Raw genomic sequence first — 13,511 nt, 5'->3', positions numbered from 1 at the left:
AGTGGTCTTTCGCTTATGTCAGAAGCCATCTTGACTGGTTACAACGTCCACACGGCAGAAGATCGCCAAAAGATGCTCGCAGCGATGGGTAAGGAATCCATCGCCGACCTCTTTACGGAAGTGCCGGAGCACCTGCGGGTGCAAGGGCTGCTCGATCTGCCTCCCGCGCTCAATGAGTGGGAGCTGGAGCGCCACCTGCGCGGCCTCGCCGGTGAGAACGAGACGACGATGGACACCCTCAGTTTTCTCGGTGCTGGCGCCTACGAGCACCACGTGCCCGCCGTCATCGACGCCATCGCGACGCGCGGCGAATTCCTGACCGCCTACACGCCTTACCAGCCGGAGATGGCGCAGGGCATTCTGCGTTTCTTGCACGACTTTCAAATTCTGTTTGGTAAGTTCCTCGGGCTGCCCGCGGTCAACTGCTCCGTTTACGACGGCGCCACCGCACTGGCGGAGTCCGCTTGGATGACGTGCCGTATCACCGGCAAGCGTAAGCTGGTCGTCAGCGAAGGCCTCTGGCCGGACTACCGCGAAGTGCTCGGCGTTTACCTTGCTGGCCGCGACGTGGAGCTGGTCACCGCGCCGATCAACGCCGAGACAGGCCAGATCGACGAAGCCGCGTTGGCCGGATTGCTCGATGGGGACACGGCGTCGTTTCTTTACCAATCGCCGAACCGCTACGGCGTTGTCGAGCCGATGTCGCGCATTGGAAAGCTGGTGAAAAGCACGGAAGCGCTTAACGTGATGGCGAGCTATCCGATGCTGTTTGGCATCACGAAGAACCCCGGCCAGTTCGGCGTGGACATCGCCGTCTGCGAAGGCCAACCGCTCGGCCTGCACCTCAACGCCGGTGGACCTTACCTCGGCATCATCGCGACCAAGGACGAATACGAAATGCACCTGCCCGGTCGCATCGTAGGCCAGTGTTCGGACCTCAAAGGCGAAGAGGCCCTGGCCCTCGTCAAAGAAGAGCGCGAGCAACACGTGGCCCGCCACAACGCCACCAGCCACATCTGCTCGAACCAAGCGAACCTCGCCCTGCGCGCGCTGATCTACATGACGCTCCGCGGCGAAAACGGTTTTAAGAATATCAGTGACCTTTGCGTGCAAAAGGCGCATTACCTCGCGGACAAACTCACGTCGCTGGACGGCGTTACCCGCGTCCACAGCGGCCCGTTCTTCAACGAAGTCTTGCTGAAATTGCCCGTGCCCGCGAAGGAGGTCTTAGCCACCCTGCGCGACGAAGGCATCTTCGGCGGCGTGGCCGTGACCGACCTCGATCCCGAGGCGCCAGCCAACCAACTGCTCATCGCAGTCACCGAAACCAAAACCAAAGCCGACCTCGACCGCATGGTCGAGTGCTTCGCGGCAGCGCTGTAGGGATGATCTATTTCGAAACAGCAATACTGGAGGGCGACGCTCTGTCGTGGCCGCCCATTGCCTCACCGAACAACGGCGACGACAGAGCGTCGCCCTCCAGCGGACGTTTTCATGGGGTAGGGACGGTTGCCCTCAACCGTCCGCCACGTCTCGCTGGCCGGCAGGATGGAACGCGGACGGTTGAGGGCAACCGTCCCTACCTTTCCACCATGTTGAAACTGCCCGTTAGGGATAACGGGCGCTACCGTCGGAAGGCGTATCTCAAAAAATGAAGAAAATCAAAGAGTTCATGGCAGGGATTGAACCTTGGACCGTTGATTACGGAACGTTAGATGATTTTCCTCGCTACCATGTTTACTTCTTCGAATGGATCGACCGCTTAACGAGCTTCGAGGACGCTGAAGAGGCCTTAGATGGTTGGTCCCTCAAAGGGGCGTTTTTGAACCACTTCATGCACCGGTTTCAAAAGGCTGGCTGGAATGGTTCAGGCAATAAGCAAATCCTTTGGCTTCCTCCCTTTAGTGGCGTCGGGGCGCCCAGCAAAGGGTTTTATGTATTTCATATTAAGCAGAAAGAAGATGGTATCTCCTGGCTTGCATGCCGATACCCGATTCTCGGCCTCGAAGAGAACGAAATTTTAAATTCTTAGCTACCATGACTCCCCAATCTATTTTCAAAAAATCGCGTCCGAACGTCAGTGGCGCGACGGTGTTCGATAACGAGTTTCCGGTCGGTGAGAATCCGGGCATTTGCTGCGAGGCGGAGGACCTGCGGGATGAGCCGATCGGCATTCCCGAGCAGTCGGAGATCGATGTCGTGCGGCACTTCACGAACCTCTCGCGTCAGGCGCACGGCGTCGATAACGGGCCGTATCCGCTGGGTTCGTGCACGATGAAGTATAACCCCAAGCGCAACGACAAGCTTGCTATGCTCGACGGCTTTGGACGTTTGCATCCGCGCCAGCCGGCCGACTCGATGCAGGGCGTTTGGCAGATGCTGTGGGACTTGCAAACTTACATTGCCGAGCTCACCGGGATGGACGCCGTGACTCTGCAGCCGGCCGCTGGCGCGCATGGCGAGTTCACGGGACTGCTCGTGATGAAGAAGCATTTTGAAAAGATCGGACAGGCGCACCGCAAGGTCATCCTGATCCCCGACACTGCGCACGGCACCAATCCGGCCAGCGCGGCGATGTGCGGCTTTACCTGCAAGATCATAGCCACGAGCAAAGAGGGCATGATGGACCTCGACGCCTTCGAGGCCGCGCTCGATGAAAACGTCGCCGGGCTGATGATCACCAACCCATCGACGCTGGGCCTCTTCGAGCAGAACATCGAAACCATCGCCAACAAGATCCACGACAACGGCTCGCTGCTTTACTACGACGGCGCGAACCTGAACGCAATCATGGGCCTCATCCGCCCGGGCGACATGGGTTTCGACGTCATCCACATCAACACGCACAAAACGCTGTCCACCCCGCACGGTGGAGGTGGCCCCGGCGCGGGTCCTTGCGGTGTGAAGAAATTCCTCGAGCCGTATTTGCCGACGCCGGTCATCCGCCCGATCGACGGCGCGCCGATGCCGGACTACGACCGCCCGGATTCCGTGGGCAAGGTCAAGACGCACTTCGGCCACATCGAGGTGCTGCTTCGCGCGTATTGCTACATCCTGGCCAATGGCGCCATCGGCCTGAAAACGGCGACTGAAAACGCCGTGCTCAACGCCAATTACATCAAGCACCAGCTGCAGGATTTGCTGCCTAATGTGTTCCCGCAAAACTGCATGCACGAATGCCTGCTGCACGGCGGCAGCCTCGACGTGCGCGGCGCGGATTTCGTGAAGCGCCTGATCGACTTCGGGGTCCACCCGCCGACACTCGTGGGCGCGGGCTGCGTCCACTTTGCCGAGGAGTTCGACGACGCCATGCTCATCGAGCCAACCGAAACCGAAAGCCTCGAATCGCTCGACTTCATGATCGAGCAATTCCGCAAGGTCGCCAGCGAAGCCAAGGTCGCGCCCTACATGATCGAGACCGCCCCGCACACCGCCGCGACCGCGAAGATCATCCACAACGAATCTGCCTGGATGAGCATCTACGATCCAGAGGAGGGGAGGTAGGCGCGATTTTGGCATGACAGCACAAGCGATAAGCACGCGTGAACTTTTAGTTCATATAGCTCTTGGCCATGATTTAGGGCAAGAAGTGATTGATTGGGCGTGTGAGCTACTCGTTCAGGGAAAGTCTTCTAAACACCTCGCCTATGTCGCTGGCTATACGCTTCAAGTTAAGAATCAGAACTTAGAGGAGTTTCGCACCGACCTGTCTCTTGCAATTCAGGAATTAGATCTGAAATTGCCTGATATAAAGCAGGCATATTCGGACTATGCGTGTATGCTGTGCTCTGATTATTTAGAAGGTCGATTATCTCAGCGAAGCGCCTTGAATTCTCTTTATGCTATTTGGGTAGACACCAATTTTGATCCTAATCTTCGCTTCGATAATCGATATGATGTTTGGCTCTATTTGGAAGATTCAATACAGCTGAGTGAGGAGGAATACGGCCCGCTACTCTCAGTATTCAAGGGCATAAATATTGCGAATCAGGAAGCCTACTTCCGAAAAGAGGCTGAAGCTTTTCTAAAAAAATACCAAGCTGATTACATCTAGGAGTATGCCCATCACCTACCAGCGCGACGCCCAGCTTGACCTCGATCAATTCATCGAGCTTTACCGCGCGGCTACTTTGGGCGAGCGGCGGCCGGTGGAGAATCATGCTGTCATGCAGGCGATGATGGAGCATGGCGACTTGACCATTACCGCGTGGGATGGCGATAAACTTGTCGGCATATCCAGGACGCTAACGGACTTTGCATACGTGGCCTATCTTGCCGACTTGGCCGTCCATGTGGATTACCAGAAGCGAGGCATCGGCGCGCGGCTGGTTGAGGAAACCCGCGCGGCGCTGGAGCCGACTTGTTTCATCACGCTGCTTTCGGCGCCGGCGGCCAATGAATTCTACCCGAAAATAGGGTTTGAGAAACATCCGCGCGCGTGGATGATGAAGCCTAGCCAATCGACTGAAGCGGAGCCCTCGGACCCGCAGCCCGGCAGCTGTAAATAATAATTCTGCTCATGAATCTCCCACCTTTTGAACCACGCAAGGCGCGCATCCTCGTTGTTGAGGATACGAACATGATGCGCGTGATGATGCTGCGGCATTTGTCGCAGGCCGGTTATGAAAACATCGACTCGGTCGAAGATGGTCAGCAGTGCCTGGACTACATTGCCGAGAAGCCGATCGACCTGATCCTGCTCGATATTCAGATGCCGGTGCTCAATGGCTACGATACGCTCAAGGCGATCAAGGCCGACCCGAAGTGGAAAGACATCGCCGTGATCATGGTCACCGCCGTGGACAACATTGAGAGTGTCGCCCAGTGCATCACCGATGGCGCGGACGACTACATGCCGAAGCTTTTCAACCCGATCCTGCTCACCGCCAAGATCGACACCTCGCTCGAACTGCGTCATCTCCGCCAGGCCGTTGCGGCCAACGCCTAAGTTATGGAACGCACCACGCTTCAGTTTCACAGCATCCGCTCACAGATCATTGTGTGCGTGGCGCTGCCGGTCGTCGCGACGATTGCGCTGATCTGCTACCTCCTGCTTGGGGAGTTTTACAACCAGCTCGAAGCCGGTGCGTTGAAGAACATCAACCTCACCACGGAGCGCGCGGCGCAGGAGATTGATAAAACGAATCTGGAGACGATCACCTTCCCCAAGACAATGGCCTTGGCGCAGGAAGCCGGCATGTTTGGGCAGCGTGAAGCGTCGATTCGCTACGCGGAGGAAGTGCTGGCCAAGCACCCGCAGTTGACCGGCGCCTACTTTGGCTATGAGCCGAATGCCGACGGCGAAGACGCGGAGTTTCTGGTGACCGCGAGCGAGGAAGACAAGCGGGCGCTGATGCCCGATGGCCGCTTTTTGCCCTACTGGTATCGCCTGCATGAGGATGATTCGCAGCTCGGGCTGGAGCCGCTCGTCGACATGGAAGAGAGCTTTTATTATCAGGGCGCAAAAAACCTGGCGCAGGACGAGTCCGAGCTGCGCAACATTTCCTTCGCCAGCGAACTGAGCAAGCACTACAACCCCGCGCGCGCCAAGCAAACGGACGACCCTGTTAACGCGCTGGCGATGGTCACCGAGCCCTACGTTTATGAGGGCAAGCTGATCGTGGAGCAGACATACCCGATCATTATCGACGGTGAGTTTAAAGGCATCGCCGGTGTGGACCGCGCCTTGGCGTTCATGGAGAGTTATCTCGAGAGCCTCAAGCAATACGATACGGCGGAGTTTACGCTGATCAGCAAGCGCGGCCGCATCATCGCGTCGACCATCGATGGCGATGTGGCGTTGCCGGAAGACAAACTGAAGGCCAAGCGTATTGAAGACATTACCGAAAATGAAACCCTGCTGAAGTTTTATAAAATGCGCGGCAATTCCGATGTCGAGCTGGTGACGGGCGTTGACGGGGTGGAGCGTTTTTACGACGCGGTAAAAATACCGACGGGCAGTTGGACGCTCGTCATGAGTGTGGATCGCGATGAAATTTACGCGCCGGTCAATGAACGCATCGCGTTCCTGGTGGTGATTTCGTTCATTGGTTTGGCTCTGACGCTGGCCATCATGGTGTGGCTGGCGAATAACATTGCGCAGCGCATTTCGCATGCGGCCAAGCTCGCCAGCCGCGTGGCCGATGGCGACTTGACCGCGAAGGTCGAGGTGAAAACCGAGGACGAAACCGGCACGCTGCTGCGCGCGATCAAGACCATGATCGGCAACCTCAATGTGCTGATCAGCCAGGTGAAGGGCTCGAGCATGCAGCTCACCTCGACGGCGACCAAGATTTCCTCCAATGCCAAGGCGCAGGAAAAATCGGTCAATGAATTTGAGACATCGACGAACTCCATCGCCGCCGCGGTGAAGGAAATTTCCACGACCTCACAAGAGCTCTCCAACACGATGAGCGACGTGACCGCCAGCGCCAACGAAACCAAGGATTTGGCAGACTCTGGGCGCAAGAGCCTTGAGCAGATGGAGACGATGATGAACGCGCTGGCGGAGTCCAATGACACGATTTCCGGCAAGCTGTCGGTCATCAGTGAGCGCGCGAAAAACGTCAACCGCGTCATCACGACGATCACCACGGTAGCCGATCAGACGAACCTGCTCTCGCTCAATGCGGCGATCGAGGCCGAGAAGGCGGGCGAGTATGGTCTGGGCTTCTCAGTGGTTGCGCGAGAGATTCGCCGCCTTTCCGACCAGACCGCAGTCGCCACGCTCGACATTGAGCAGATGATCAAGGAAATGCACGCATCGGTGGACAGCGGCGTGGTCGAGATGGAGCACTTTAGCGCACAAATGAAGCAGAGTGTGCTCGGCGTGAAGACGGTCAGCGATCAGCTCGGCGGTATCATCAAGCATGTGCAGGATTTGACGGTGCAGTTTAAGTCGGTGAAGCACGGCATGGACACGCAGTCCGTTGGCGCGCAACACATCGACGAGGCGATGCTCCAGCTCAAGGATGCCGCCCGTGCGACCACGGCATCGATCAGCGGCTTTAACCAAGCCACCATGGACCTCCAGCAGGCAGTCAAGGTCCTGCGCAGCGGCATAGACAAATTCGACACCAAGTCCTAAGCAGCGTGCCGCTGCACCCAGAGTTTTGGAGAATCAGCCTTTCGGCTCGGGCCAATGGACATTCGAAATAGCCATCATACGTGGGTGGCTAGCTGGGACGCTAGCCGCTACCTCTGCTCGGTTGCTTGACGCTTGGGGTAGCGGCCAGCGTCCCCGCTGGCCAGTATCATCCAGCATGGTCTTCAGCCGTTGGCCCAGCTGGGATTATTGTAAACGTAGCCCTTAACGTGCCCCGAACCTAGCCGTGTGCGTTGCCAAACCTAGCCGTTGGTTGCCTTTAAAGCCCCTCGCGTGTTGGTCCTTACGCCCATGAGCGTAGGAGAGCTACGTCCACGGACGTAACCGGCCTACGTCCCGGGACGTAAGGGGTCTACGTTCATGGACGTAAGCAGCAGTACAGGAGGCTGCGTTACTCCAACACAAGTGGCTATCTCAAAGCAACAAACGCCTTGATACGAGGTAACAATGCCGCAGTCGTCATGGAAGACATCCCGCAAGACCGCCTGATCGCAGAACCAACGAAGCTGACGCGGAAAAGCGCTGCGGCCTGATCGGCCAAGTTAGATGAAAAGCTCGCTAAGTCGTCCCACGCCTGTTAGGTGCTTGCAGGATTATGTCAGGGCAGCGTCCCTTGCTCCCAGCCAGCGTTAACCAGCCATTAACTTTCGCTGTGTTATATTCCTTCAACGGAGCCGTTTATCTTCAAGATCACGCGACATCATGAAAGTATCACTACTACACTCAATTTCTTTGATCACCTGGCTATTGCTAAGCGCCACGACCAGCGCGGTCAGTCAGTCGGACACCCAAGTCCAATTCGATGGCTACGTGGATGGAAAAATCACGGTTGGTTCAGACACCACCAACTACACGAAAAGTGATTGGACGATGACCTGGGATGAGGCCGGCATCGGCTCAATCAGCAATGTGAGTTTCTCCACCGATCTGGATGGCATTGCGGTCAACAGCGTCGACTTCAAATTCACGGTAAGCGACGGAGGCTCATTCACTTATGAATGGCCCGCTTGGCCAGCCACCTACAGTAACGACAAGGAATTCACCAACGTGAAAATCTCGGTGCAATACACTTGGTATGATAACAGCAGTAACTGGTTTATCGAATTCAAAGAGTCTGGCTCGAACCAACTGACCCTCTCTTTTGACGGTGCAATCTCAGGCGCGCCGGACAGCAGCAGCGGCTTCCAATACGCGGTCTATCAAGCCGCGCAAAACCAGAGCGATGAATACCTGACAGAGAATGCGAGTGACGGCACCGCCGCGTTATCGGACAGCGATACGCTTTACCTAGTCGACTTTGTCGACCTCATGAATCAATTCACGGGAGAGGATTACAACACGCTGTTCTCCTACTATGAGTTCAGCGACAGCGGCTCGGACTATTACTACGAGATCACCAGCGGCTACCTCACTGACCCCGAAATCGTGCCTGAGCCCCGAAATACCGCCATCATGATGTCCGGGCTGATGGGTGTTCTGGTGTTCCTACGCCACAGAATTAGGCGACGTTCCGCGGCCATTAACTTTCAATAATTACCAATAGGCTGCGAGTAAATGAAGTTGCCGCGGCGGGCGAATTTGCTTTCAATATTGCGTTGTGACTGAAGACTTCAGCATTCTGGAGCGGCAAAAGCGTCTACTGGCCAAGGAAAAGGCCTTTCTGCGCGAGTCCGTGCCCGTGGAGGAGATTCCGCAAGACCGCCTGATCGAACAGCAGATCAAGGAGGAGCGCGACGGCATCACCACCTACGCCCTGCCCCTGATCGCGGCAGGTGTCATCACGATGTTTTTCTCCTTCATCGCGGTGAACCCGGCGGCCATGTGGGGCAGCTGCATTTTGGGTGGCGCGTTGCTCGCCTTGGGCGTTTTAATCGTCACTCAGCGCGTGCAGGCAGTCACCCGGCTGAAGGCGGAATTGAAAGCGCTCGAAACCGAGACGCGTCCTTGACGCCCCCGCGTAAACGTCCAAACTCGGTCGGTTTCCCATCAAAGCGATGAAAACCGCCGATTACCAACCCGCCGAAATCGAGTCCAAGTGGCAAAACTACTGGGCCGACAACAAGACCTTCGCCGCGCCGACTCCAGCCGCAGGCGACCAAGCCGCGCCCAAGTTTTACCTCCTGGATATGTTCCCGTATCCGTCCGGTGCCGGTCTCCACATCGGCCACCCCGAGGGCTACACCGCCACAGACGCGCTCAAGCGCATGAAGAAGTCCCAGGGCTTCAACGTGCTGCACCCGATGGGTTGGGACGCTTTTGGCCTGCCCACCGAGCAGTTTGCGATCAAGACCGGACGCCCCCCCGCTGAGGTGACCGCCGAAAACATCGGCAACTTCAAGCGCCAGCTCAAGCAGATCGGCCTGACCTACGATTGGGACCGCGAGGTCAACACGACCGACCCGACTTACTTTAAGTGGACGCAGTGGATCTTCACCCAGCTGTTCCAGCATGGCCTGGCCTACGTCGACGAAAAGCCCGTGTGGTATTGCCCGGAGCTGGGCACCGTGCTGGCCAATGAAGAAGTCCTCAACACGCCCGAAGGCCCGCGCTCCGAGCGTGGCAGCTTCCCCGTGGAGCGTCGCCCGCTGCGCCAGTGGGTCCTGCGCATCACCAAGTATGCGGACAAGCTGCTCGCCGGCCTGAAGGACGTTGACTGGCCCGACTCCACCAAGCGCCTGCAAGCCAACTGGATTGGCCGCAGCACCGGCGCCGAAGTCGACTTCGCCCTCGACGGCATCGACGCGAAACTGCGCGTCTTCACCACTCGCCCGGACACCCTTTTCGGCGCGACTTACATGGTCGTCGCCCCCGAGCACCCGCTGCTGGCGCAGATCACCACCGACGCCCAACGCGACGCCGTGGAAGCCTACGTGGAAAAGGCCAAGAGCAAGAGCGACCTGGAGCGCGCCGAGCTGTCCAAGGAGAAGACCGGCGTCTTCACCGGCGGCTTTGCGATCAACCCGGTCAACGGCAACAAGATCCCGGTTTGGGTAGCGGACTACGTGCTGATCACCTACGGCACCGGCGCGATCATGGCCGTGCCCGCCCACGACGAGCGCGACTTCGAATTCGCCAAGGAGTTCGGCTTGGACATCGTCCAGGTCATCGAAGACAAGGACGGCGATGGCGAGCTGACCGAGGCCTACACCGGCGACGGCAAGCTCATCAACTCCGAGATTTTGAACGGTCTCAACGTGGCCGACGCCAAGAAAAAGATCATTGGCGAGCTGCAGTCCAAGGACGCCGGTAAGGAAGCGGTTAATTACAAGCTGCGCGACTGGCTGTTCTCGCGTCAGCGTTACTGGGGTGAGCCGTTCCCGGTCCTCTGGCTGACCGAGAAAGACTACGCCAAGCTGAAGTCGCTCGATAAAAGCGAGCTGACCCGCACCCTGCCCGTCAAGCCCGTCACTTGCGTGATCGAAGGCGAGACGCTGCACGCGGTGCCCGTGCCCACGCAATACTTGCCACTGACGCTGCCCGAGGTGGAGTCCTACCAACCGACCGGCACCGGCGAAAGCCCGTTGGCCAAGGCCAGCGAGTGGCTCAATGTTTGGCTGAATTTGAAGACCGGCGAGACCGTCCCCCACGTCAAGATCGTGGACGACTTGGAGCAGCTCACCGAATGCCCTGGCGAGGACTGGGTCGCCGCGCAGCGCGAGACCAACACCATGCCGCAGTGGGCCGGCTCGTGCTGGTATTACCTGCGCTACATGGATCCGCACAACCCGGACTTCATCATCGACCCGCAAGTCGAGGAATACTGGCAAACGCCCGACCTCTACGTGGGCGGCGCCGAGCACGCCGTGCTGCACCTGCTTTACGCGCGCTTCTGGCACCTGTTCCTGCACGACATCGGCGTGCTCAAAACCAAGGAGCCGTTCCAAAAGCTGTTCCACCAGGGCATCATCCTGGGTGAAGACGGCGAAAAGATGTCCAAGAGCCGCGGCAACGTCGTCAACCCCGAGGTGGTCATTGCCGACCACGGGGCCGACGCCATGCGTATGTATCTGATGTTCCTCGGACCGCTGGAAGCCATGAAACCGTGGAACACCGACGGCATCATGGGCATCGACCGTTTCTTGAAAAAGGTCTGGCGCACGTTCATCGGCGACGATGGCGAACCCGCCGCCAAGCTGGGCAACGACGAGGACGACGCCGATACCGCGCGCGCGCTCCACGCCACAATCAAGAAGGTCACCAGTGACTACGAGAGCCTCGGCTTCAACACCGCGATCTCGCAGATGATGACCTGCATCAACCAGTTTGCCAAAGCCGAGAAGCTGAACATCGCTTCGGCCAAGACCTTCCTGCAACTGCTCGCGCCGCTGGCGCCACACATCGCGGAAGAGCTCTGGGAACGCCTCGGCGAGCAGCCCGCGATTGCCAACGCCCCCTGGCCTAAGCACGACGAGTCCAAGCTGGCCTCGGACACCGTTAAGCTGATGGTGCAGGTCAACGGCAAGCTGCGCGGCAACCTCGAAGTCGCCAAGGACATCTCGAAGGACGACGCCCTCGCCCAAGCCAAGGCCCTGCCCACCGTGCAGGCGCAGACCGACGGCAAGAACATCGTCAAGGAGATCTACGTCCCCGGCCGCATCGTCAACCTCGTCGTCAAGTAAGCCATGCGTCTGTTTGCCACTGCCCTCGCCTGCCTCCTCGCGCTGACTGCCAGTTTGCGCGCGGCGGACGGCTTGGCCGTGTTTGACAGCCTGGCCCAAGCCACGGCGACCAAGGACGGGCAGGTGCTGGAAATTGCCAAGGGCTTCGAGCCGACCGGCGTGGAAATTACCACCAACGCCGACGGCTTTGCCGCCCTTGTGTTTTCCAACGGCGTGGCGGTTTACGTGAGCGCCAACACCCGCCTGCGCGTTGATCGCTACGACCAAATGCCCTTCGAGTCGCGCCCGGATGACTTCGAGTTCGAGCCCAGCCGCTCGGACTTAAAGCTGACGCTCATTCAAGGGCAAATCGCCTTAACCCAGCGCGACCCCAACCCGAGCTCGCTGCTCAAAGTGTCGCTTGAAGATGGCGTCGAAGCCTCGCTCAAGGCCCAAGCCGCCGTGCTGATCCACGAAGGCGTGGAAAAGGAAGTGGCGATTTTAAAGGGCCGCGCGAGTATCCAGATTGGCGACCAAACCCACCTGCTCAATGCCGGCTACCGGCTGCAAGCCCACGCCGTGGACCCCAGCAATTTGATCCGCCCCGTCACCGACGCGCTGACGCAGGAGTGGACCCCGCAAACGGACATTGCGCTGATCACGCTGCGCCGCTGGTTCTTCCAAACCAGTGACGGCGCAATTGAGCCCATGCGCGTCGTGCCGCCCGTGATTCGCAGCAGCAAGCCCTACCACAACACCAAACTGTAAGTGTCGCTCTCCCGCTACCTTCCCGACGACTTCGACCCCACGCAGCCGGTGGCGGTCATCGCCGGGCAGCGCCTTTATCCGGTCCTCACGGTAGAGCGTCTCCGCGCTGCTGGCGTGCCCGTGTGCCTGGTCGCCTTCGAGGGCGAAACCCGGCTCGACCTCTACGAAAGTTTTCCCGCCGACCAACGCGCCATGATCAAAGTCGGCCAAGTCGGCCACATGCTCAAGGCGCTCAAGCGCTTCGGCGCGCGGTCGTCGATGATGGTCGGGCAGATCACGCCCGGGCGTTTATTCAAGGGCCTGCATCCCGACCTGAAGGCCGTTGCGATCCTCGCCAAGCTCAAGCATCGCAACGCCGAAACCATCTTTGGCGCCCTCGCCGACGAGATGGCAAAGATCGACTGCGCCCTGCTCGACGCCCGAGCATTTCTCGATGACCAAATGGCGAGCCCCGGCCTGATGACCGCCGGTAAATTCCAGCCCGACGAGGACTCGCTCCAGCACGGCGTGCACATCTGCCGCGAGATGGCGCGCCTCGATGTCGGCCAGGGCATCGTGGTCAACCGCGGCACGGTCGTCGCCGTCGAAGCCTTTGAAGGCACGGACAAAATGCTCGAGCGCGCCGGCACGTTTAGCGCCAAGGAAATGGTCTTTGTGAAGACCGTGAAGCCCAACCAGGACTACCGTTTCGACGTCCCCGTCTTCGGCGACAAGACCCTCGAAACCATGGCCCAGCACGGCATTAAAGCCGCCGCCCTTGAGGCCGACAACGTCATCATGCTCGACAAGCCCAACGTCCTCGCGGCCGCGAAGCAACGCGGCATCACGCTGATCGGTTTTTCGGCTACTTGACCGCAAAATGATTCGGTGAAGTCGCGTGCTACCTAAAATTCATCTGACCGCATGTCCAGAAACTCGGTGGGCTTGCTGCGCCCGGCCCTATTGACGCGGAGTATCGTTGGGCAGGTATGACCATATTGGGCAATGAGGTGACGTCATTGAGGGTTTATTGAAAAATGCTGCTATGAAGTTTTTTGAGT

At 58.6% G+C, this 13,511-nt stretch carries 12 protein-coding genes; all 12 read left to right on the top strand.

Annotated features, from left to right (window positions below; translation table 11 throughout):
• Positions 1-15 precede the first annotated feature (15 nt).
• A complete protein-coding gene (gcvPA, locus tag RBB62_RS10040) occupies positions 16-1,383 on the top strand; it encodes an aminomethyl-transferring glycine dehydrogenase subunit GcvPA (RefSeq protein WP_309398657.1) in 1,368 nt (455 codons plus the stop codon).
• Between the two features lie 268 nt (positions 1,384-1,651).
• Positions 1,652-2,032, top strand: a complete 381-nt coding sequence (locus tag RBB62_RS10035; RefSeq protein WP_309398656.1) for a hypothetical protein — start codon at positions 1,652-1,654, stop codon at positions 2,030-2,032.
• A 5-nt stretch (positions 2,033-2,037) separates the two neighbouring features.
• Positions 2,038-3,504: an aminomethyl-transferring glycine dehydrogenase subunit GcvPB gene (gcvPB, locus tag RBB62_RS10030; RefSeq protein ID WP_309398655.1), complete on the top strand. Its 1,467-nt coding sequence runs from the start codon at positions 2,038-2,040 to the stop codon at positions 3,502-3,504.
• A 13-nt stretch (positions 3,505-3,517) separates the two neighbouring features.
• Positions 3,518-4,054 carry a hypothetical protein gene (locus RBB62_RS10025; RefSeq protein WP_309398654.1) on the top strand — a complete coding sequence of 179 codons (537 nt, stop codon included), beginning with the start codon at positions 3,518-3,520 and terminating at the stop codon, positions 4,052-4,054.
• A gap of 4 nt (positions 4,055-4,058) precedes the next feature.
• Positions 4,059-4,508, top strand: a complete 450-nt coding sequence (locus RBB62_RS10020) for a GNAT family N-acetyltransferase (protein ID WP_309398653.1) — start codon at positions 4,059-4,061, stop codon at positions 4,506-4,508.
• Between the two features lie 11 nt (positions 4,509-4,519).
• On the top strand, positions 4,520-4,948 hold the full coding sequence (locus tag RBB62_RS10015) for a response regulator (RefSeq protein ID WP_309398652.1): 429 nt from the start codon (positions 4,520-4,522) through the stop codon (positions 4,946-4,948).
• Between the two features lie 3 nt (positions 4,949-4,951).
• Positions 4,952-7,087, top strand: coding sequence for a methyl-accepting chemotaxis protein (locus tag RBB62_RS10010; protein WP_309398651.1), 2,136 nt, complete (start codon positions 4,952-4,954; stop codon positions 7,085-7,087).
• Positions 7,088-7,807: 720 nt separating this feature from the next.
• Positions 7,808-8,638 (top strand): hypothetical protein, encoded by an 831-nt coding sequence (locus RBB62_RS10005; RefSeq protein ID WP_309398650.1) that lies wholly within the window; start codon positions 7,808-7,810, stop codon positions 8,636-8,638.
• Positions 8,639-8,702: 64 nt separating this feature from the next.
• Entirely contained in the window at positions 8,703-9,053 is a 351-nt protein-coding gene (locus RBB62_RS10000; RefSeq protein WP_309398649.1) for a hypothetical protein, read from the top strand.
• 46 nt (positions 9,054-9,099) lie between these two features.
• Complete coding sequence (leuS, locus tag RBB62_RS09995; RefSeq protein ID WP_309398648.1) at positions 9,100-11,724, top strand: leucine--tRNA ligase; 2,625 nt, start codon at positions 9,100-9,102, stop codon at positions 11,722-11,724.
• A gap of 3 nt (positions 11,725-11,727) precedes the next feature.
• Positions 11,728-12,471 carry a FecR family protein gene (locus RBB62_RS09990; RefSeq protein ID WP_309398647.1) on the top strand — a complete coding sequence of 248 codons (744 nt, stop codon included), beginning with the start codon at positions 11,728-11,730 and terminating at the stop codon, positions 12,469-12,471.
• A complete protein-coding gene (locus tag RBB62_RS09985; RefSeq protein ID WP_309398646.1) occupies positions 12,472-13,323 on the top strand; it encodes an LpxI family protein in 852 nt (283 codons plus the stop codon).
• Positions 13,324-13,511 lie beyond the last annotated feature (188 nt).

Origin of the sequence: Cerasicoccus maritimus, assembly GCA_031296935.1 — a bacterium.
Classification (GTDB): Bacteria; Verrucomicrobiota; Verrucomicrobiia; order Opitutales; family Cerasicoccaceae; genus Cerasicoccus; species Cerasicoccus maritimus.
Note: the sequence above shows the minus strand (reverse complement) of the source record. Positions and strands in the feature narration are given on the sequence as shown.